A 19,739-nucleotide genomic window follows, 5' to 3' on the forward strand; every position below is an offset into this window, starting at 1 on the left:
ACGAAGGCGTCGACGATGTCAGGGTCGAACTGACCGCCGCGACCCGAGACGACGAAGCGCGCCGCCTCCTCGAGCGGCCACGCCCGCTTGTACGGCCGCTTGCTCAAGAGCGCGTCGTAGACGTCGGCCACGCCGACGATCCGGCCCGTGAGCGCGATCGATGCCTGGCTCAGCCCGAGCGGATAGCCGCTTCCGTCCCACCACTCGTGGTGCGATTGGGCGAGCTCGGCCGCCATCTGGAACATCGGCGCCGAGTTCCCCGCCAGGATCCGGTGGCCCATGCTGGTGTGCGACTTCATCATCTCGTACTCCTCGACCGTCAGCGGACCGGTCTTGCGGAGTACGGAGTCGGGCACGGCCACCTTGCCGATGTCGTGCAGGCGAGCGGCCAGGCGGAGCTGCTCGCACCACTCCGGCGGCTTGCCGAGGGCATGTGCGATCTCCGCAGCGAGGTCGCCGACGCGGTTCGTGTGCTCGCCGGTCTCGGAGTCCCGGAACTCGGTGAGCACGGCGAGCTGCTCGAACGCCTCGAGATGGTGACTGGCAGTGGTCGTCGGGTCCTCGACCACCCCGGAACCGCGGACCATGACCTCGAGCTCCTGGTTGCGGAGCCGGAAGATCTCGGCCTGATGCCGCGCGGTGGCGGTCTCGTGGGCGACCTGCAGCGTGCGCAGCCGCAGATCGGCGGCGTGCGTGAACATCTGGCGGTGCATCGCGTCGTGCGTCTCACGGCGCTCGAGGGCCTCTTCGAACCGGCCGCTGCGCTTGAAGGCGGTGGCGAGCAGGTCGTTGATCTCGAGCTCGTACTCCTTCGCATCGGTGCGCTCGGACATGTCGAGCGCGGCCTGGAGCACGGCGATGGCCTCGTCGAGCGCACCCCGGCGGAGCGCCACGCGGCCCTCGGCGACCATCACGCCGAGCTGGGCCGAATACGACGGCTCGGAGCCGTTCTCGGACATCTGCGCGAGCACCCGGCGCGCCTCGGCGAAGCACTCGGCCGCCTTCTGGTGGTCGGCGAGGCCCATGTACGCCTCGGCGAGATCGGCGAGCAGGTTCGTGACGATCGACGGGCTGTGCTGGCGGGCGATGTCGACCGCCTGCCGCCCCATCGACACCGCCGGCAGGTACTCGGACCGGGACGACCGGATCCGAGCGATGTTGCCGAGGATCAGCGCCACCATCTCGGGGCGCCCGTACGGCTCGGCGGCAGCCAACGCCTGCTCGTACGTGACGATCGCCCGGTCGTTGTCCCCCATCGAGTGGTACACGGCCGCCACGGTGTTCAAGATGTTGCCGGCGTCGACCCCGTGATCGGTGGCCTGGTACAGGTCGAGGGCCCGCAGGCAGTGCTCGAGCGCCTCGGAGAAGTTCGACGCCTGGTAGTGCACGATGCCGAGCAGGTGGATGGCCCAGGCCTCGACGAGCCGCGCCCCGCACGACGCGGCCACCTCGCTGGCCTCGATCGCGAGCGCGAACGCATCCTCCGGATCGCCACTGAAGTGGGCCAGGCTGGCCAACCGGTACAGCGATTCGGCCTCGCCGACACGGTCGCCGTCGGCGCGTGCGACCACACGCGCTTGCAGCGCGTGCTGGCGCGCCGACGCAGGCTTGGTTTCCTGCTCGTCGGCAGCCCGCTGGAGCAATTCGCGTACTGCGGGGGACGCGACCGGCTCCGTGGCGGCGACGGCGTTCGATTCCACGCCTGTACATCGGCACTCGCTGCAGCCGACTTGAAGGGTTCTTGATGCGCGATCGCGGGCCGCGATCGCCCGTGCGATCCACATCTCGCGGCGGTCGAGCGGGGAAGAACGCCCTGATCGCTCCCTATCATCCCCGCATGGCACCGACGACCGAGCTCGGGAGTCGCCGCATCGAACGTTCGGCACTCACTGCGCTGGTGCCGGTCGTGGCGCTCGTGCCGTTCTGGCTCCTCGCGCTCGCCGTCGTCTGGTTGCCGTTCCGCCTCGCCGCCGGTGTGCCGTACTGGATCATGCCGCTGGCCTGGCTGCTGCTCGGCGTGCTGTTGTTCGTGCCGGCGGTGCAGGTGGCGATCATCGCCCCACTGTTGCGCGCCCGGCGCCCGAGCGACGACGAGTTGGCCGTGATCACACCGGTCTGGCGTGACCTCGCAGCGTCGGCGAACCTGCCCCAGTACCTGTATCGCGTGCGCGTGATCGACTCCGACGAGCTGAACGCGTTCGCGTGCGGCGGTCATCTGGTGATCGTCACGTCGTTCGCGGTCGAGTCGCTGTCCGAGCGCGAGCTCTCGGGGGTGTTGGCGCACGAGCTCAGCCATCATCTCGGCCTGCACACCGCGGCCTTGACGCTCGGCCACTGGTTGTCGCTGCCGGTGGTCCTGCTGGCGCGAGTCGGCTTCTACCTCCAGAACGTCGCGACGGCGGCCACCGACTCGTTCGCGGCCCATTCGGCGGCCCTGACCGCGCTCGGGAGGGTGGCGGCAGGGCTCTTGCGGGCGATCTCGTGGGTGTTCCTCGCTGCCCTGTACGCCTCCGACGCGCTCGCCAACCTCGTCGGCCAGAGCTCGGAGTTCGAGGCCGATCGCCGCGCGGTCCGAATGGGCTACGGCGCGGCGCTCGCCGACGCGCTGCGCACGGTGATCCGCTACGGCGGCGGCGCGCGCCCGATCGGCTGGAAGGCCAGGTTGGCCAGCTCACACCCGCCGGCGTTGACGCGCGTCGCGCGGATCGAGGCGATGATGCGGCACCCCAGCCGCTGACTCAGCCGGCGCTGATGTCGGCGACGGTCGCGTCGAGCAGCCGGACCAGATCACCCGGCGCCACGCCGACGTCGACGCCGCGCTTGCCACCGCTGACGTAGATCGTGTCGAACGCGTCGGCCATCTCGTCGAGCACGGTGGGCAGCTTCCGCTTCTGACCGAAGGGGCTGATGCCGCCCCGGACGTAGCCGGTCACACGTTCTGCCGTCGCTGGTTCGCACAGGTCGACGCGCTTGGCGCCGACGACGTGGCCGAACGCCTTGAGCGCGACCTTGGTGCTGACGGGCACGATCGCCACGGCCTGCCGCTCGTCGGCGGTGACGAGCACGGTCTTGAAGACGCTGTGGGGGTCGAGGCCCAGCTTCTCGGCCGCCTCGACGCCGAAGTCGACGCGATCGTCGCTGCGTTCGTACTCGTGCACGGAGAACACGACGCCTACACGCTGCAACTCGACGATCGCCGGCGTCATGACGGCGACGATAGGCGGTGACCCCCGATCCGAACGCGCGAGCGCCGGCTCGGCGGGACCTAACGTCGCGGCGTGCGCATCACGACCGAACCGTCGACCGACACCGCCGACTACGAGTTCTCACATCGCATCCGGGTGCGGTTCGCCGAGACCGACGCGATGGGCATCGTGCACCACAGCCGGTACCTGCCGATGCTCGAGGAGGCCCGCATCGCGTACCTCCGCCACATCGGCCACCCCTACCAGTCGATCCGCGAGGACGGCATCGAGATGAACGTGCTCGAGGCGTGGGTCCGCTACCGGATGCCACTGGAGTTCGACGATCTCGTCGATGTGCACGTGCACCTGGCGACCATCGAACGGGCGTCGTTCCAGATGGCGTACCTCCTCGCCGTCGGCGGCGAGGTGCGGGCCACGGCGGTGACCGCGCACGGGTGCGTCACGCCGGCCGGTCGCCCCGTTCGACTCCCGGGCTGGTTCCGCGACCTGGCCTGATCGACGTCATCGGTGACGGACGACGACCGCTTCGCCGAACGGTTCGAGCGTGAGGCCGAGCGGCTCGATCTCGCCGCGGACCTCGTCGATCCCGAAGCACTGCCATGACGACCGGACGACGTGCTCGCCGACGAGGTCGTCGCCCCGGAGCACGCGGTACGTCATCGTCCACGCCATCCGACGGTCGTCGAGCGGCTCGGCCTCCTGCCATCCCTCGTAGACGAGCTCGCCGACGGGCAGCGCCCGGTAGCGCGTCGGCGGGATCGCTGTCGGCTCGTGGGGAGGGAGCAGCTCGACGACGGCGGGCGCACCCGGTGGCGTCCGATCGCGGACGTAGCGCCACAGCCGGCCTCGTTCGTCGGCGGTCAGATGGCCGAGCGCGGCCGAGACCACGATCGCACATGCGGTCTCGGGGAGGTCGGCGGTCGCCAGCGGGTCCGGCACCACGGTCGTGACCGCCTGGAGATCGGTCTCGATCGACAATCGGGTGTGGAGGGCGGTGCGCATCGCTCGTGACGGTTCGATCGCCCAGATCGAGGCCGCCGGGACGGCGGCGTGCAAGTACGGGAGGCCCACCCCGGTACCGGCACCGATGTCGACGAGCGGGCCGGCGGCCGGATCGACGTCCGCCAGCGCGTCGAGCAGCTCGAGGCCGAACACCTCCCAGTGGCCCGCCGCCAGGAGGTCGTAGAACTCGGCAGTCGCCTCCCCGTACGGGTCGGCCGGATCAGCCGCCGTGGCCGACGGTGCGCCCGCCGTCGACACGGCACTGGGTTCTCCTTCCCCGTCGCCGAGCACCGCATCGGTGTCGCCGAGCAGATGGGCCCAGCGTGCGTCCTTCTGCCCGGGCCGGCGCTCGAGCTGCACTGCGAGCCCGCGTTCGGCGAGGCCGCGCAGCACTGCGGCCACGTCGTCGGTCGCCTCGAAGTGATGCTGCCGATCGGATCGGGTCTTCAGCTCGCCGACCGTCTGCGGTCCACGCAGCAGCAGGACGGCGAGCACGGCGGTGTGCCCGTGGTCGAGCTCGAACGTCTCGGGCACGACATGCCGGAACTTCGTGGCCCGGTTCGACGTGCTGTGCACCGTGCGGGTGAGGCCGCGCTCGCGCAGCGACGCCAGCGCCTGCTCGATCTCCCGGTCGCCGTACGAGACGACCGGGTCGCGACTCGTCGACTGGTTGCAGGCATTGCGCAGGCTGTTCAGCGTCAAGGGGTAGTTGTCCGGCGTCGTCGCCTCCTTCTCGACGAGGCAACCCAGCACGCGGATCTCTGGCGCCGACAGCCCGGTCAGGGTGTGGTCCTGCTCATCCATGCAGCGCAGAGTCTGGCACTTCGACCGTCCACTTACCGATGGGTAAGGTCGCGATGTGCGATCCCCCAAGGACTTCTTCAAGCCACTCGCCGTGGGCGCCCCGGCCCCGCGGCACGAGATCCCGTTCCGCCCGAGCCGGATGATCCACTTCTTCCCCGCGTCGAACGAGAAGATGCGGGGCAAGGCGCAGGACATGGCGACCAAGGTCGACGTGCTGCTCGCGAACCTCGAGGACGGCGTGCCGGCCGGGGACAAGGAGGCCGCTCGGGCGGGCCTCGTCGAGGTCGCGACGAGCGTCGACTTCGGCGAGACGCAGTTCTGGACCCGCGTCAACAGCCTGGACTCGCCGTGGGGCCTCGACGACCTCACGGCCGCCGTGCTCGACGCGGGCGATGCGCTCGACGTGATCATGATCCCGAAGGTCGAAGGCCCCGAGGACATCCACTACGTCGACCGCCTGCTGGCCCAACTCGAGGCCAAGGCGGGACTGACCGAACCGCTGATGGTGCACGCGATCCTCGAGACCGCGCGGGGCGTCGCGAACGTCGAGGAGATCTGCCTGGCCTCGCCGCGGATGCAGGGCTTGTCGCTCGGCCCCGCCGACCTCGCTGCGAACCGGCGGATGAAGACCACCCGGGTCGGCGGCGGCCACCCCGACTACGTCGTGCGGCAGGACCCAGATCCCGACGACGAGCACGCCGATCGCCCGATCTACCAGCAGGACCTCTGGCACTACACCATCGCCCGCATGGTCGACGCGTGCGTGACCGCCGGGATCCTCCCGTACTACGGCCCGTTCGGCGACATCGCCGACGGTGTGGCGTGCGAGGACCAGTTCCGCAACGCGTACCTGCTCGGCTGCGTCGGTGCGTGGTCGCTCCATCCGAGCCAGATCGAGATCGCGAAGCGAGTCTTCTCGCCGCGCCCGGCCGACGTCGCGCATGCGCAGCGGGTGATCGAGGCGATGGGCGACGGCACCGGTGCCATCATGCTCGACGGCAAGATGGAGGACGACGCGTCCACCAAGCAGTGCCAGGTCGTCGTCGCGCTGGCCCGCGAGCTCGCGGCCCGCGACCCCGAGCTCGCCGAGTCGTACGGGTTCGCGTCATGAGCGCGGGCAGCGAGGCCACGCTGCGGCCGAGGAGGTCGGTGCTCTACATGCCCGCCGCCAACGAGCGGGCGCTCGAGAAGGCGAAGACGATCCCCGCCGACGCGCTGATCCTCGACCTCGAGGATGCGGTGGCGCCCGACGCCAAGGAAGCGGCCCGCGACAACGCCGTCGCCGCCGCGGGATCGGGCGAGTACGGCAACCGCGAGATCACGATCCGGTGCAACGGCCTCGACACGCCGTGGGGGGCCGGCGACCTCGCCGCCGCAGCCACGTCGGGTGCGGCCGCCGTCGTGATCCCCAAGGTCAACTCGCACGCCTACCTCGAGGAGGTCGAGCGCCAGCTGGATGCTGCCGGCGCGCCCGTAGAGATGAGCATCTGGGCGATGGTCGAGACCCCGACCGCGATCCTCGACATCCGCTCGATCGCGAACCACGGCCGGGTGAACGTGCTGGTGATGGGCAACAACGACCTGGCCAAGGAGCTCCGGACCGGCGTGGTTCCCGAGCGCACCCCGCTGCTGCCCCATCTGGCGATGGCGCTGCTCGGCGCCCGCGAGGCGGGCAAGGTCATCCTCGACGGCGTCTACAACGACGTCAAGGATGCCGAGGGGTTCCTGGCCGAGGCCGAGCAAGGCAAGGCGATGGGCTTCGACGGCAAGACGCTCGTCCACCCCAGCCAGGTCGATCCCGCCAACTCGGTGTGGGCGCCGACCGACGACGAGGTCGACTTCTCGCGCCGCGTCATCGAGGCGTTCGAGGAGGCCGAGGCCGAGGGCCGCGGCGTCATCACCGTCGACGGGCGCATGATCGAGAACCTCCACGTCGACAACGCCAGGCGAGTGCTCGCCGTCGCGGACGCCATCGCCGCCATGCGCTGACCACCCCGCCCGACCGCGGACGAACGGCTCTGGTCGTCGGCGCCGGGCATCCGTACCGTCGGTGTTGGGCGCCGGGTCTCGACGCCCCCGGAGGAGGACGGTATGACCTACCCAGCAACGATCACCGTGCGGTCCCCCGAGAGGATCGCCCGCTGGCGCCCGCTCGTCCAGTGGATCCTCGCGATCCCGCACCTGATCATCGCCAGCGCACTGGAGTACGTCGCGTTCCTCGTCGCGATCGTGTCGTGGTTCGTCATCCTGTTCACCGGGAAGCTGCCCACCGGCCTCGCCAACTTCCAGATCATGATCCTGCGCTACAGCAAGCGGGCGGAGCTGTACGCCGGCTTCCTGCACGACAGCTATCCGCCGTTCGAGTTCCCGACCACGGCCACCGAGCCCGGCGGCACACCGGTCGACCTCACCGTCGAGCCTGCGCTGGAGGGTCGCAACCGACTGACCGTCGGGCTCCGCATCTTCTGGCTGATCCCGGCGCTGCTGTTCGCATTCGTGATCTGGATCGTCGGGTTCGTGTGCTGGTTCATCGGCTTCTTCGCCGTGCTGATCACCGGGCGCTGGCCCGAGGGGCTTCGGTCGTGGGTGATGAAGCTGACCCGGGTCGAGATCCGCCTCAACGCGTACGCGCTCATGCTCACCGACGAGTATCCCCCCTTCGCCACCGACTGACACCGAGGACACGCCATGACACCCGCGTCACGACGATCCATCCGGCGCGTCTCGCTCGTCGCCGCGATCGTCGGCATCGGGGTCGCATCGAGCGGCACGGCCACGGCGCAGGAGCCGGAGACGGGGGTGGTCGAGGGCCGCGTCACCAACGCCGACACCGGCGAACCCGTCCCCGACCAGACGATCAGCCTCAACAGCGGCGGCATCCTCGCCCTCGCCGACACCGACGCCGACGGCTCCTACCGCCTCGAGGACATCGCCCTCGGCCCCGCCACGCTCGCGACACCCTCCAACCAGCCCGCCTGGGAGGACTTCTCGACCGAGATCGACGTCGTCGCCGGCACCCAGACGATCGACATCGCACTCACACCGCGGGGGTCGTCGGCCCCGACGTCGACGGCCCCGCCGACGACCCTCGTGACGTCGCCGTCGCTCGCGGATCAGCTCCCCGAGACCGGCGAGAGCTCGACGTCGTTGATCGCAGTGTCGATCGCGCTGCTCGCCGGCGGATGGGTGCTACTCGCGGTCTCCCGGCGGGGCGCCGGGTTCCGCCCGGACCGATCAGGTGAGCGCGCTCGGTCGGCCGCCTGAGGCTTGCGGCCACTCGACGCCGGCATCGTCGACCGCGGTCACCGGCGGGGCGGCACGCTGATCCGGTCGAGGTCGTTGGCGAGCACGATCTCGCCGTCGTACACGTCGGCGGCCTCGGCGACGAACGCCTGGAGGTCCTGGTAGCGAGGCGAGAAGTGGGTCAGCACGAGCCGGCGGACGCCCCCCTCGGCGGCGAGTCGGCCCGCCTGTCGCGCCGTGAGGTGCCCGTACTGCTCGGCGAGGTGGGCTTCGGTCGTGAGAAAGGTTGCTTCGGCGACGAGGAGGTCGACCCCGTCGGCGAGCTCGACGGCGCCGTCACACCAGGCAGTGTCGAGGATCAGCGCGACCGACTGCCCGGGCCGGTGCTCGCTGACGTCGGGCAGGGTCACGGTGCGGCCACCGAGCTCGATCCGCCCGGCGCGCTGGAGCACGCCGATGTCCGAGCCGGCGATGCCGAGCGCGCGCAGTCGCTCGGGCAGGATCCGCCAGCCGTCTTCCTCGTCGAGACGCCACCCCAGCGCGTCGACGCGATGACGAAGCGACTCGCAGCGCAGCGTGTACGTGTCCTCCGCGTGCACCACTCCGGGCTCGCTGACGGGGCGGGCGTCGACCGGCACCGTCTCCTGCCCCGCGGTCGCCGAGCAGAGTGCCCTGAAGTACGCCTCACCGCTCGCCGGGTAGTGCACGATCGGTGGCGGGTGCCCACCGTCCAGTGCCAGTCGCATCATCATGCCGGGCAACCCGAGGCAGTGATCGCCGTGGAAGTGGGTGATGCAGATCCGTGACGTCGCCGCCGGCGAGACACCCGCCAGGGTGAACTGCCGCTGCGTGCCCTCGCCGGGGTCGAACAGGATCCCGTCGCCGTCCCACCTGAGCAGGTAGCCGTTGTGGTTGCGCTCGCGCGTCGGCGACTGACTCGCCGTTCCCAGCACCACCAGCTCGCGCGCGGCCATGCGCCCGTTCTACCCGGTCACCCGTGAGCGCTCGCGGGCCGACCCGTCACAGCCGTCGGACCTCCGGTTCCTGGCCGGTGTTGCCGTAGGCGATGCCGGTCATCCGGCGGAGATGGGCGAGATCGAGGTCGACGAGCCTCGGCGCGGCGGCCATGAGCCCGCCGTCGGCGGTGACCGAGGCACCGGTCACGAACCGTGCGGCGTCGGACGCCAACCACATGGCGACATCGGCGATCATCTCGGGCTCGCCGCGCTCGGGCCACGGCTGGATCTCCTCGCGCCACTCGTCGGCCATCTCGGGCCGGCCGCGGTGCATCAGCTCGGTGTAGATCGCACCGGGACAGACCGCATTCACCCGGATGTGGTGCGGTGCGAGCTCGGCGGCGGTCGTCTGCGTCAGGTTGATGACGGCTGCTTTGGTGGCCGAGTACGCCTGCGGACCGCCGCCGCCGCTCTGCCCGGCGACCGACGCGGTGTTGACGATCGCACCGCCGTCGCCCTGCTCGATCATGAGCCGCGCCGCGTGCTTGGTCCCGAGGAACACCGAGCGGACGTTGACCGCGAACGTCGTGTCCCAGGCCTCGACGGTCTGCTCGACGATCGGCCCGAACGCGCCACCGATCGCCGCGTTGTTGAACAGCGCGTCGAGTCGACCGAACGAATCGACGGCGGCGGTCATGAGCGCCTCGACGTCGGACTCGTCGGCGACGTCGACGGGCACGAATCGAGCGCGATCGCCGAGGCCGCGCACCGCCTCGACGCCGCGGTCGCGGTTCAGGTCGCCGATGATCACGGAGCCACCCGCCTCGACGATCCGCCCAGCGATCGCACGGCCGATTCCCCCGCCCCCGCCCGTCACGACGGCTACCCGATCGCCCCACGGCTCCATGCTGCGCCAGCGTACGGCCACGCCGTTCCAGCCGCCGGTGTCGAAGGGCTCTGGTCGGGCCGATCACCGACCGCGACGCTGGACATGATGGCAACCGCATCCCACGACCCCTCCGGTACGGGCTTCACGGGTCTGAGCGGGGAGGCACTCGTCGAGGTGCAACGGCGGATCGCAGCGCTCTCCCCGCCGGCCTGGCATCCGGCGGGCCGGCTGCTGGTCGTCGGCGGCGTCTTCGTGGCATTCGCCCGCGGCCAGCAGGGGCCGGGGCAGGCCGGTGATCGGGCCAAGGTCGGTGCGGCCGCGACACGCGGCACGATCGAACTGGCGCACGTCGTCGCCGACGGCGTCGCTGGCGCTTCGTACCGGCCGGGCTACCTCGCTGCGCGCGAGGGGGCGATGATCGTGACCGCTGCCCGGTCGCTGATCGCGCTCATGGATCGCCTGGACGAACCGATCGACGTGCTCCTCGTCGACGCCACGGGCCGGGACCACGAGCGCCGCTGCGGATTGGCGGTCCACGCCGGCGCGGTGCTCGGGGTGCCGACCGTCGGCGTCACGCACCGTCCGCTGCTCGCGATCGGATCTGATCCGGACGATGCCGCGGGCGCGACCAGCGATCTCACCTTGGACGGCGAGGTGGTCGGCCGGTGGTACCGCGCCGTGCGGGGTGTCCGGCCGGTCGCCGTGCATGCGGGTTGGCGGACCGACGTCGACACCGCAGTCGACGTCGTGGCGCAGGTCACCGGACGAGCCCGCACGCCCGAGCCGCTGCGGCTCGCCCGGACCGCCGCCCGGGTGGCGCGGGCCGAGCGAGGGTGACCAGCGCCCTCAGCCGTCGAGCGACGCGGCGACGGCTGCGACGTCGAGGGCCACGCCCGTCTCGCGTTCGGAGACCTCCCAGAGCGTGTCGATGGCCTTGCCGAGACCGACCCGGCGCAGGACCGGCTTGCGGACGGCACGACCGTTGTTGACCCACAGCGGGCCGTAGAACTCGCCTCCCTCGGCCTGCGGGTCGGTCGCCGCACGCAGCTGCGACCGCACGCCGTCGGCCGGCGACATGCCGGTTCGGGCGGCCAGCGCGTGGAAGAAACCGCCGAGCCGGCCGGCGCCACCCTCGGTCACGCTCGTCGACTGCAGTTCGGTGTTCGAGAGGCCGGGGTGTGCGATCAGGCTCTGCGCTGCGACCCCCGCCGCCTCGAAGCGTCGCTGGAGGCCGAGGCCGAAGTGGAAGTTGGCGAGCTTGGCCTGGCCGTAGCTCTTCCAGGGGCCGTAGTTGCCGTCGAGGTGCGGGTTGTCGGGGTCGACGGCACGGCCCATGTGGTGCGCCGTGCTCGTGACGGTGACCACACGGGCTGCCTCCGCACGCAGCAGCGCGGGCAGCAGCAACGCGGTCAGCGTCCAGTGTCCGAGGTGGTTCACCCCGAACTGCATCTCGTACCCGTCGGCGGTGCGCCGCTCGGGCATCGCCATCAGTCCGGCGTTGTTGACGAGCAGGTCGATTCGGTCGTGGGCGCCCAGGATCTGCTCGGCGGCCCGCGTGATCGACGCCTGGTCACCGAGATCGAGCTCGACGATCTCGAGCGATGCGCCGGGGTGGCGCTCACGGATCGTCGCCTCGGCGTCAGCGGCCTTGGCCTGGTTGCGGGCAGCCATGACGACGTGAGCGCCACGACCCGCCAGTGCGAGCGCTGTCTCGAGCCCGAGCCCGCCGTTCGCGCCGGTGACGACGGCGATTCGGGACGTGAGGTCGGGGATGTCGTCCTGGGTCCAGGCCATGAGTGCTCCTTGTTCGCTCGCCGGTCATTCAACCGGGCGCGCGCGAGAACGGTGCGTCGGGTGAGACGGACCCGATCAGTCCTGGAGCTCGGGTGGCCGGTACAGCACGACCGGGCACGTCGCGTGCCGCACGGTCTCGGCGGCGACGCTGCCGAGGCGGAGGCGTGCGAGGCCGGTGCGACCGTGGGTGCACATGAAGATCAGCGAGGCCGGCAACCGCTCGGCATAGTCGACGAGCGCCCGTGCGGGATGGGCGTCGTGCAGGACGTCGTAGGAGACCTCGTGGCCCGTGTCCTCCACGATCCTGCTCGCCAGACGGGCGGCGTAGGCCGACTCGAACACGTCGATGTCGACCGGCTGGGAGGGCTCGATGACCTCGACGAGCCACGGCATCGCCCCGAACTCGATCGCCCACGCCTGGGCGATCGGCACGATCGCCTCGGAGGACTCCGAGCCGTCGACGGCCACGACGTAGCTGCCTTCCGGTGATCCCGCCCCTTCGTCGACGTGGGGACCGACGACGATGATGGGTCCGAACATCCGCCGCAACACGCTGTCGACGATGCTGCCCAGCACCGCCGCGGACCGGCCGTGGCCGTGTGAGCTCATCAGGATCGTCATGCCCGGGCGGGCCTCGACGTAGTTGGCGAGCGTCGGCGCGATCTCGTCCCCGGCGAGCACCGAGTAGGTGGGTTCGACGATCAGCTTGCCCAGGCGCTCGATGCCCTCGGCGAGCTCGCGCTCGGACTTCACGACGTCGCCGAGCCGGTCGACGACCGTGACGACCTCGACCTTGCCGTCGACGGAACTCGCCAGGCGGGCCGCCGTCGGAACGGCGTCCCAGGATGCTGCGGAGCCATCGATCGGAACGACCAGCTGCTGGAACATGACGACCTCCCTCACTCGTCATGGTCGCGGTCGGGCCGCGCGGTCAACAGAGGAATTCGACCCGAGGTCACCCCTCCGAAAGCGATGCAACGCCTTGCATTTGGCGGGTTTCGCGCTCCTCGACGGCCGACTCAGCCGCGACGGGCGAGGCGGCGGAGCGGCGGCTCCGTCTTCGGCGGCACCTTCCGTGGCGGGAGCGCCGAGAGCAGCTCGGCGGTGGCGGCGGTCACGGCTGCCACGGCCGCCTCGAAGGCCGCCTCGGTCGCCTCGGAGGTCTTCTGGACCCCGCTCACCTTCCGGACGTACTGGCGGGCGGCCGCCTCGACCTCGGCGGGAGTGGCGGACGGCTCGAGCCCGCGCAGCGTCGTGATGTTGCGGCACATGTCCGCGACGGTAGACGGTCGTCCGGTCGGCCCGCTCGTGGCTCCGGACGACGCGCTCGCGGTCGTCGCCTACTGTTGCCGCCCATGATCGACATCAAGCGCATCGCCATCAGCACCGGCGGCGGCGATGCCCCCGGACTCAACGCCGTCATCCGTGCCGTCACGCTCGCCGGCCGCAACCGCGGGTGGGACGTCGTCGGCATCCGCGACGGGTTCAACGGCCTGCTGTTCCCCGACCAGTACGCCGACGGCGGCGTCGTCGACCTCCCGCGTGAGGCGGTGCGCGGCATCTCGCATCTCGGCGGCACGATCCTCGGCTCGACCAACAAGGGGAATCCGACCGCCTATCCGGTGCAGCAGGAGGACGGGTCGTGGGCCGAGGTCGACCGCACCGACGAGCTGATCGGGAAGTTCCGCGAGGCCGAGATCGACGCGCTGGTCACCGTCGGCGGCGACGGATCGTTGACGATCGGCAATCACCTCTTCCAGCACGGACTGCGCGTCGTCGGCGTGCCGAAGACGATCGACAACGACCTCGACAAGACGCACGCGACGTTCGGGTTCGACACCGCCGTCGGTTTCGCGACCGAGTGCATCGACCGACTGTTCGTCACGGCGACGTCGCACGGCCGCGTGATCGTCGTCGAGGTGATGGGCCGCTACGCCGGTTGGATCGCCTTGCACGCCGGCATGGCCGGCGGCGCGCACGCGATCCTGATCCCCGAGATCCCGTACGATCTCGAACCGGTCGCCGCGACGATCAAGCAGCGCGAAGAGCGAGGCGCCAAGTTCTCGATCGTCGTCGTCGCCGAGGGCGCGGCGCCGAAGGGCGGCGGGGTGTCGACGGTCGGCCAGACGGTCGGTCAGGCCGAGCGGCTCGGCGGCCTCGGCGACAAGGTCGCCCAGGGGCTGCACGACCTGACGGGCAAGGAGCACCGCTGCGTCGTGCTCGGCCACCTGCTGCGCGGCGGTTCGCCGACGCCGGTGGACCGGCTGCTCGGGCTGCGGTTCGGCGCAGCGGCCGTGCGGGCGCTGGAGACCGGCCACAACGGCGTGATGGTCGCCCTCGACCCGCCGCAGGTGACGTACGTGCCACTGGTCGGTGCGACGCACCGGATGAAGACGGTGCCGCCCGACTGCGACACGATCCTCACCGCCCGCGACCTCGGCATCAACTTCGGCGATCAGATGCCCTGAGGCGCGACGCGCCCCCGCCGCTCCTCCGACCCACGACTTCGATGCTGTGGCAGCCGAAACGACCCGTTGTCGTCGTGACTGCCGCAGAATTCCGGCCGGCGTGCGACCGGTGGCAGCGCCATCTACCAGGCGGTTTGCAGCGCCCCAGGCAGGGATCGAACCTGCGACGCACGGTTTAGGAAACCGACGCTCTATCCACTGAGCTACTGGGGCTCGGCCGGCCCGTCGGGGGCAGGCGCCGCCACGCTATCCCGGTCGCGGCTGCGGGCACCGGAGATGTTCACCGACGGCCCGACGCGCAACGCGACGGACGAGGCCGGACACCGATCTACGGGGTGAAGATGATCTCGTACCCGCCCTCCGTGCCCTCGTAGCCCGAGACGGTCACCAGCCACGTCTGACTCTCGGGTGACTCGAAGTCGGGAAGGTCTGCGGCCAGATCGAGCACCTCGGACCCACCGCTGCCGTTCGCGTCACGGATCTCGGCGAGGATCAGTCCGGGCCCGAGGGACACCACGACGTCGAGCACCGCATCCAGCTCCGACTCCGGTGTGAGCTCGATCCGTGGAAGCCCGGATCCGGTGGGCAAGGTGACCTGGAACGTCGTCGACCGACCTCCGGCGATCTGTCCGAAGGTGCTCACGCCGGTCTCGAGCGCAACGGTCTCGATGGTCTCCACGGCGACCGTGAAGGACCCGGTGCTGCCCCCGATCCCCGACACATCGACGATGAGCCCGCCGTCGTCGGGCACGATCGTGGTCATCTCTTCGACGCCGCCGCTCGACGTGGCGTTCGCGATTCCGACCTCGACCCCACCCGATTGCCGAACGGCGACGGTGGCATCGAGCGAACCGTCAGGGACCACCCGCACCCGCAATCCCGAGCGTGGTTCGGCATCGATGCCGAACCTCGTGACGTCCCCCTCGCGACCGAGCTCGCCGGCGATCGGCGAATCGTCGACCTCGAGCGGGATGCGTTCGAGTCGCCTCGCCGAGATCGAGAAGTCACCGGTCGACCCGTCGAAGCCGGACACCTCGACGGTGATCGTGGTGTCGTCCGAGAGGGCGATGGCGGCGGTCTCGGGGTCGCCGGGCAGGTTGTCGGAAGCCGCGAGCACCGATCCGGCGTCGTCGATCACGCGCAGGACCGGATCGAACGAAGCCGCCGGCGTGACGCTGACGGCCAGGTCGTCGCCCGCTGATCCATCGATCGAGAACAACACCAACGGTTCGTCGACGCCGACGGCCGCGGCGACCGGATCGCCGCCGACCTCGACGATCACCGGCGCGAAGCGCTCGACCGCGATGGTGAAGTCCCCGGTGGACGTCCCGAAGCCTGCGACCTCCAACGTGAACGGCGCCTCGCCGACCAGCGTCGCCCGCACCGCCTCCCGAGCGCCCTCGAAGGGGTTGTCCGTGAAGCCGAGCTGAACTCCAGAACCGTCGAGGACCCGGACGACGGGATCGAACCCGCCCTCGGGTTGCACCTCGACCGACACGGTCTCGCCGTCCCCGCCCTCGATCGAGTACGCGACGACCTCACCCTCGGCCGCGAGGGATCCATCGACCGCGCCTCCACCGACCTCGACCTCGGGAATCTCGACCTGCTCGACCGAGACGGAGAACCCACCCGTCGAGCCCTCGAAGCCCGAGACCTCGACGATGAACGGAGCATCGCCAGCCAGCGTGGCGGTGAAGACCTCACGATCACCCTCGGCGCCGGCATCCGCGAAGCCGAGGTCGTCGCCATCGGACTCACCGCTGCGCAGACGGACGACCGGGTTGAACGACTCGCTCGGATCCACACCGACGACGATCTCGTCGCCGGCGACCCCGTCGACCACGAGGCTCACCGTCTCGCCGGCCGCCCCGATCTCGGCCTCCACCGGACGACCGTCGAGTGCGAGCTCTCCCGGCCCTTCGTCGGGCACCACCTCGCCGACGCCGAGCACGAACTCGCCTCCGGATTGCGTGGCGATCTCGACGACGAACGACTCCTCGCCCTCCTCGACGGTTCGCCGTACGACGGCGGGCGGCGCCTCGCTCAGCACGTCGCCGACGTCCAGCACGGACCCCGAACGCTCATCGCCGTCGGCCTCGCGGTCGGCGATGTCGAGTTCCAGCGCCTCCAACGTGTCGGAGGCCAACTCGGTGCCGACCTCGTTGCCGTCCACCGCGAGCAGACGGAGCTGTGCGCTGGACGACGACGACGGAGCGGTCTCGCCGCCGAAGGTCAGGCGGGCCTCGATCACCATGCCCTCCTCGGCGCTCACGAGGAAGCGCTCGAAGGCATCGCGTTCGAGCGAGACGTCCTCCTCCCCTCCGAGCTCGAGGTCGGTGGCGTTCAGCGGCGTCTCGCCGTCCGGCCAGAACAACGCCGCCAGGACGATCGCGATGACCAGGCCGGCGACCAGCGCAGCCGCGACGAGGATCCACGTCAGACGTCGTCGTCGCTCGCTGAAGAACGCACGGTTCGAGCTGCGGATCGGCTCGACGAATCGATCGTGGGTGAGCTCGTACCAGTCGGTGCCGCTCCGGCGCTCGCCACGGATCAGGTGCGCGTCGGCCAGCTGGGACAGCACCGCCCTGCCGTTCCTGCCCGGCCCGCGTCGAACCGGTTTCCGGAAACCGTCGTCGGTGATCAGGTCCGAGCGGACCCACCCCCTGATCTCGCGTTCGCCTGCGCCGGTCTGCTTGTCAGCCCGTTCGACCGCCTCGTCGTAGTACTCGGCGAGCGCCTCGTTGACACCGCCGCGGTCCATCACGTCGTCGACCCCGATGCTCGCCGCCGACGCACGAGGTCGGTCCCAGAGGCGACGACACACGACCTGCAGCTGGAGCGGCTCGACGAACGGTCCGAGCTCGGTGGTGGTGACGTCGAGGTGTTGCACCTTGATCTGGCGGAGGTCGTCGACGAGTCGGCCGACGGCGTCGTCGTCGAAGCGCACACCCTGTGCGGCCGCAGGCGCTTGCGCGGCCTCCATCGCCGCCGCCGGATCGAGCAGGCCGAGCCGGTATCGGGTCCGCAAGCGCGTCGGGAACGCCGTGAGATACGGGTCGAGCTGGGCGATGAAGTCCTCTCGCATGGCGAACAACGCCCAGAACCGCTTGTTCTTCAGCGCGCGGCCGAGCTGTGCGATGAACTGCCGTTTGGCGTCGACGTCGACGGGGTTGAGCGTGAAGACCTCTTCGAACTGGTCGAACACGAGGCACAGCCGTCCCTCGGGCATGTCCTGCTCGAGCTGTGCGAGGTAGTCCTCGAGGTCCGTTCGTACCAGCTTGCCGGGCCGCATCTGCGCGTCGTCGGGCAGACGTTCCTCCAGCGAGGCGATCATGCTGGCCGCGTACCGGTTCGCCGGCTCCCCGGCGACCACGTCCAGCTCGTACCCGACACGGATCGTCGGAAGCACCGTGAAGTCGCGCTGGGCGAGCTCGGGGAGCAGGCCGGCCTCGATCAACGAGGTCTTGCCGGCGCCCGACGGCGAGTAGAGCAACATGATCCGGTTGGACACGAGCCGGCCGCGGATGTCGTCGATCTCCCTCGTCCGCCCGTGGATCCTCTCGCCGCGGCCCATGGGGCGCGGTCCGACGTACGGGTTCCCGGGCGCCACGGTCGGTGGCGCCAGCTCGACCGTCGGTGCGCTCACCGAGCGCCCTCCTCGACCCGGCCTGCCCACAGGTCCTGCAGGCCCTCGCAGAACGCCTCGACGGACGACCAGAAGATGTCGATCGACGGCTTACGGCCGCGACCGAAGTAGTCCTTCAGGTACTCGCGGGCGCCGTCGGCGAACTCGGCGTTGTCCGCCGGGTCGATCTCCGCGGCCACGTGCTTCTTCCGCTCGAGGTCGTCGGCGATCTGGGGACTCACCAGGGCTCGCAGCAGCACGCGCACATCCCAGTCCTGCAGTCCGAAGCCCAGGAAGAGCAGGCTCGACTCGGCGATCAACTCGCGGACCTGGTGGGGGATCAGATCCGGCTCCTCGGCGACGGCACCGAGGAAGTCGAAGTAGTCGTCCTCGGTGATGACGATCGAATCCGAGTAGTCGAGGGTGCCGAACACGTGGAAGACCAGCGGCTCCGCGACGCTCGGTTTGTAGGGCTTCTGGGACTCGAACGGCGACGGCGGCCAGTCGTCCTCTGCCTCCTCCTTCCAGCGGCAGAAGTCCTCGCGCGGGGACTTGCCCTGTGCGATCAACGCCTCGCGCAACAGGCCGGTCGGCTGCGCCGTGATGTAGATCTTGCACGGCATGCCGGCGAGCACCCGATGGGGCTCGGCGACCATCTCGCCCGACTCGTGCTTCCAGACGTCGACGATGATGTCGTCGAGACGCTTGTCGGCGTGCCCGTTGACCGCATCGGGGAACGACGACGCGAGCTGGGTGCGATAGAACTCGCCCAGGTCCTCTCGCATGACCGCGTCCTTCTCGGTGACCGAGATGTACTGCGCCACCTGCGGAAGATCGTCGCGGCGGCCGAGGTGGAGGGGGTAGTTGTACTGCTGCGCCCACTCCTGCGCCAGCAGCTTGCGCGAGCCGACCAACCAGTTCGTCATGCCGCTCCCGAGGATCGGCACGCAGGCCTTCCGATCGAGCGCCTTGACCACCGACCGGAGGAGGCGGGCCGACTGGGCGTCGGACGGCGGCTGGCGGTGCCGCGCCAGCAGTTCGGTCGCCTCTTCGGCGACGGCCACGGTGACGTCGTCGCGTCGCTTCAGCTTGTCGAGCAGCGCGACGACCGCAGGCCGATCGTCGGGGTTCCCGACCTTGGCACCGAGCGACGCCACCAGCTCGCGTTGCTCGCGGGGCCCGAGCGAATCGCTCTCGAGCATCTCGCGTTCGGACGTGAGGTCCGCGATCGGCGTCGGCGGTGGATCGGGCAGTACCGCCGGCAGTTCGGGCGGCGCGTCCTCGTGGCCGTCGAGGATCGTGTCGAGCTCGTTGTAGTCGCCCACGTCGGGGTTGATGAACTTGAGGATGTTCGACTGCTGGAGCCGCTCCGGGGCCTCTTCGATCTTGTAGGGCCGGACGTTGATCGGCACGATCGCCTTACCGAGATCCGCGGCGTACTTGAGCTCGGCGAGACACGCACGAGATCGCGCCGAATCGGGGCTCAGGACGAAGAGGAAGATCGGACAGGCGCGAATGTTCTCGAGGATCACCTCCCACCAGTCCTGCCCGCCGCGGATCTCCTGGTCGAAGAATGCGGGGTGATCCTGTTTGACCAAGTTGTCACGGAGCCGGCTCACTGCATCGGCGTCGGCGCGTGCGTAACTGATGAACACCGTGGCAGCTCCAGCTTCGCCGGCCATGGGCCCCCCTCCCAACCTCGAGGCTCTCGCCCGTTGCGAACATACCCCATCGAGTTGGCCCGATGGACGG

General features: G+C 70.2%; 18 protein-coding genes and 1 tRNA gene. 8 read left to right on the forward strand and 11 right to left on the reverse strand.

Annotated elements, in window-relative coordinates:
• Positions 1-1,700 (reverse strand): HD domain-containing phosphohydrolase (locus tag QNJ12_RS10225; protein WP_300622477.1); only part of this gene is annotated, 1,700 nt, incomplete at its 3' end.
• A gap of 137 nt (positions 1,701-1,837) precedes the next feature.
• On the opposite strand from QNJ12_RS10225, the gene QNJ12_RS10230 reads away from it, so the two are divergent.
• Positions 1,838-2,737 carry a M48 family metalloprotease gene (locus QNJ12_RS10230; RefSeq protein ID WP_300622478.1) on the forward strand — a complete coding sequence of 300 codons (900 nt, stop codon included), beginning with the start codon at positions 1,838-1,840 and terminating at the stop codon, positions 2,735-2,737.
• A gap of 1 nt (position 2,738) precedes the next feature.
• On the opposite strand, the gene ybaK is transcribed toward QNJ12_RS10230, so the two are convergent.
• Positions 2,739-3,206 (reverse strand): Cys-tRNA(Pro) deacylase, encoded by a 468-nt coding sequence (gene ybaK / locus QNJ12_RS10235; RefSeq protein ID WP_300622480.1) that lies wholly within the window; start codon positions 3,204-3,206, stop codon positions 2,739-2,741.
• A 72-nt stretch (positions 3,207-3,278) separates the two neighbouring features.
• Here ybaK and QNJ12_RS10240 point away from each other — a divergent pair, with 72 nt between their 5' ends.
• On the forward strand, positions 3,279-3,701 hold the full coding sequence (locus QNJ12_RS10240; protein ID WP_300622481.1) for a thioesterase family protein: 423 nt from the start codon (positions 3,279-3,281) through the stop codon (positions 3,699-3,701).
• A gap of 6 nt (positions 3,702-3,707) precedes the next feature.
• On the opposite strand, the gene QNJ12_RS10245 is transcribed toward QNJ12_RS10240, so the two are convergent.
• The gene (locus QNJ12_RS10245) at positions 3,708-5,012 is read right to left on the reverse strand and encodes a DUF480 domain-containing protein (RefSeq protein WP_300622483.1); all 1,305 of its coding nucleotides are present in this window, start codon (positions 5,010-5,012) and stop codon (positions 3,708-3,710) included.
• A 55-nt stretch (positions 5,013-5,067) separates the two neighbouring features.
• On the opposite strand from QNJ12_RS10245, the gene QNJ12_RS10250 reads away from it, so the two are divergent.
• The 4 genes from QNJ12_RS10250 (at position 5,068) to QNJ12_RS10265 (ending at position 8,276) form a co-directional block, all read left to right on the forward strand.
• Positions 5,068-6,123 (forward strand): CoA ester lyase, encoded by a 1,056-nt coding sequence (locus tag QNJ12_RS10250; protein WP_300622485.1) that lies wholly within the window; start codon positions 5,068-5,070, stop codon positions 6,121-6,123.
• A complete protein-coding gene (locus tag QNJ12_RS10255; protein ID WP_300622487.1) occupies positions 6,120-7,001 on the forward strand; it encodes a CoA ester lyase in 882 nt (293 codons plus the stop codon). Before QNJ12_RS10250 ends, QNJ12_RS10255 begins: the two co-directional genes overlap by 4 nt.
• 102 nt (positions 7,002-7,103) lie before the next feature.
• Positions 7,104-7,685, forward strand: coding sequence for a DUF4389 domain-containing protein (locus QNJ12_RS10260; protein ID WP_300622489.1), 582 nt, complete (start codon positions 7,104-7,106; stop codon positions 7,683-7,685).
• A gap of 15 nt (positions 7,686-7,700) precedes the next feature.
• The gene (locus QNJ12_RS10265) at positions 7,701-8,276 is read left to right on the forward strand and encodes a carboxypeptidase regulatory-like domain-containing protein (RefSeq protein ID WP_300622491.1); all 576 of its coding nucleotides are present in this window, start codon (positions 7,701-7,703) and stop codon (positions 8,274-8,276) included.
• Between the two features lie 38 nt (positions 8,277-8,314).
• Here QNJ12_RS10265 and QNJ12_RS10270 read toward each other — a convergent pair whose 3' ends face one another.
• Both QNJ12_RS10270 and QNJ12_RS10275 read right to left on the reverse strand, forming a co-directional pair.
• On the reverse strand, positions 8,315-9,229 hold the full coding sequence (locus QNJ12_RS10270; protein WP_300622493.1) for a ribonuclease Z: 915 nt from the start codon (positions 9,227-9,229) through the stop codon (positions 8,315-8,317).
• A 46-nt stretch (positions 9,230-9,275) separates the two neighbouring features.
• On the reverse strand, positions 9,276-10,118 hold the full coding sequence (locus QNJ12_RS10275; protein ID WP_300622495.1) for an SDR family NAD(P)-dependent oxidoreductase: 843 nt from the start codon (positions 10,116-10,118) through the stop codon (positions 9,276-9,278).
• 87 nt (positions 10,119-10,205) lie between these two features.
• On the opposite strand from QNJ12_RS10275, the gene QNJ12_RS10280 reads away from it, so the two are divergent.
• Positions 10,206-10,937, forward strand: a complete 732-nt coding sequence (locus QNJ12_RS10280; protein ID WP_300622497.1) for an endonuclease V — start codon at positions 10,206-10,208, stop codon at positions 10,935-10,937.
• 9 nt (positions 10,938-10,946) lie between these two features.
• Here the strand turns inward: QNJ12_RS10280 and QNJ12_RS10285 are convergent, their stop codons facing one another.
• From QNJ12_RS10285 to QNJ12_RS10295, 3 genes are all read right to left on the reverse strand, one after another.
• Positions 10,947-11,894, reverse strand: coding sequence for an oxidoreductase (locus QNJ12_RS10285; RefSeq protein ID WP_300622499.1), 948 nt, complete (start codon positions 11,892-11,894; stop codon positions 10,947-10,949).
• A 75-nt stretch (positions 11,895-11,969) separates the two neighbouring features.
• Positions 11,970-12,782 (reverse strand): universal stress protein, encoded by an 813-nt coding sequence (locus QNJ12_RS10290; protein WP_300622501.1) that lies wholly within the window; start codon positions 12,780-12,782, stop codon positions 11,970-11,972.
• 131 nt (positions 12,783-12,913) lie between these two features.
• Positions 12,914-13,165 (reverse strand): DUF2277 domain-containing protein, encoded by a 252-nt coding sequence (locus QNJ12_RS10295; RefSeq protein WP_300622503.1) that lies wholly within the window; start codon positions 13,163-13,165, stop codon positions 12,914-12,916.
• A gap of 84 nt (positions 13,166-13,249) precedes the next feature.
• Here QNJ12_RS10295 and QNJ12_RS10300 point away from each other — a divergent pair, with 84 nt between their 5' ends.
• Positions 13,250-14,362, forward strand: a complete 1,113-nt coding sequence (locus tag QNJ12_RS10300) for a 6-phosphofructokinase (protein ID WP_300622505.1) — start codon at positions 13,250-13,252, stop codon at positions 14,360-14,362.
• Between the two features lie 140 nt (positions 14,363-14,502).
• On the opposite strand, the gene QNJ12_RS10305 is transcribed toward QNJ12_RS10300, so the two are convergent.
• The 3 genes from QNJ12_RS10305 to QNJ12_RS10315 all read right to left on the reverse strand — a co-directional run bounded on the left by QNJ12_RS10305 (position 14,503) and on the right by QNJ12_RS10315 (position 19,642).
• A tRNA-Arg gene (locus QNJ12_RS10305) sits at positions 14,503-14,575 on the reverse strand.
• Positions 14,576-14,690: 115 nt separating this feature from the next.
• A complete protein-coding gene (locus QNJ12_RS10310) occupies positions 14,691-18,008 on the reverse strand; it encodes a hypothetical protein (protein WP_300622507.1) in 3,318 nt (1,105 codons plus the stop codon).
• On the reverse strand, positions 18,005-19,642 hold the full coding sequence (locus QNJ12_RS10315; RefSeq protein WP_300622508.1) for a TIR domain-containing protein: 1,638 nt from the start codon (positions 19,640-19,642) through the stop codon (positions 18,005-18,007). The genes QNJ12_RS10310 and QNJ12_RS10315 overlap by 4 nt, the downstream gene beginning before the upstream one ends.
• Positions 19,643-19,739: the final 97 nt, after the last annotated feature.

The organism is Ilumatobacter sp. (assembly GCF_030065885.1).
Taxonomy (GTDB): Bacteria; Actinomycetota; Acidimicrobiia; order Acidimicrobiales; family Ilumatobacteraceae; genus Ilumatobacter.

Excerpts from the sequence above, each read along its gene's own strand:
- QNJ12_RS10230 (WP_300622478.1), top strand. The coding sequence starts at position 1,838 with ATGGCACCGACGACCGAGCTCGGGAGTCGCCGCATCGAACGTTCGGCA.
- ybaK (WP_300622480.1), bottom strand. The coding sequence starts at position 3,206 with ATGACGCCGGCGATCGTCGAGTTGCAGCGTGTAGGCGTCGTGTTCTCC.
- QNJ12_RS10245 (WP_300622483.1), bottom strand. The coding sequence starts at position 5,012 with ATGGATGAGCAGGACCACACCCTGACCGGGCTGTCGGCGCCAGAGATC.
- QNJ12_RS10255 (WP_300622487.1), top strand. The coding sequence starts at position 6,120 with ATGAGCGCGGGCAGCGAGGCCACGCTGCGGCCGAGGAGGTCGGTGCTC.
- QNJ12_RS10260 (WP_300622489.1), top strand. The coding sequence starts at position 7,104 with ATGACCTACCCAGCAACGATCACCGTGCGGTCCCCCGAGAGGATCGCC.
- QNJ12_RS10265 (WP_300622491.1), top strand. The coding sequence starts at position 7,701 with ATGACACCCGCGTCACGACGATCCATCCGGCGCGTCTCGCTCGTCGCC.
- QNJ12_RS10270 (WP_300622493.1), bottom strand. The coding sequence starts at position 9,229 with ATGGCCGCGCGCGAGCTGGTGGTGCTGGGAACGGCGAGTCAGTCGCCG.
- QNJ12_RS10275 (WP_300622495.1), bottom strand. The coding sequence starts at position 10,118 with ATGGAGCCGTGGGGCGATCGGGTAGCCGTCGTGACGGGCGGGGGCGGG.
- QNJ12_RS10280 (WP_300622497.1), top strand. The coding sequence starts at position 10,206 with ATGGCAACCGCATCCCACGACCCCTCCGGTACGGGCTTCACGGGTCTG.
- QNJ12_RS10285 (WP_300622499.1), bottom strand. The coding sequence starts at position 11,894 with ATGGCCTGGACCCAGGACGACATCCCCGACCTCACGTCCCGAATCGCC.
- QNJ12_RS10290 (WP_300622501.1), bottom strand. The coding sequence starts at position 12,782 with ATGTTCCAGCAGCTGGTCGTTCCGATCGATGGCTCCGCAGCATCCTGG.
- QNJ12_RS10295 (WP_300622503.1), bottom strand. The coding sequence starts at position 13,165 with ATGTGCCGCAACATCACGACGCTGCGCGGGCTCGAGCCGTCCGCCACT.
- QNJ12_RS10300 (WP_300622505.1), top strand. The coding sequence starts at position 13,250 with ATGATCGACATCAAGCGCATCGCCATCAGCACCGGCGGCGGCGATGCC.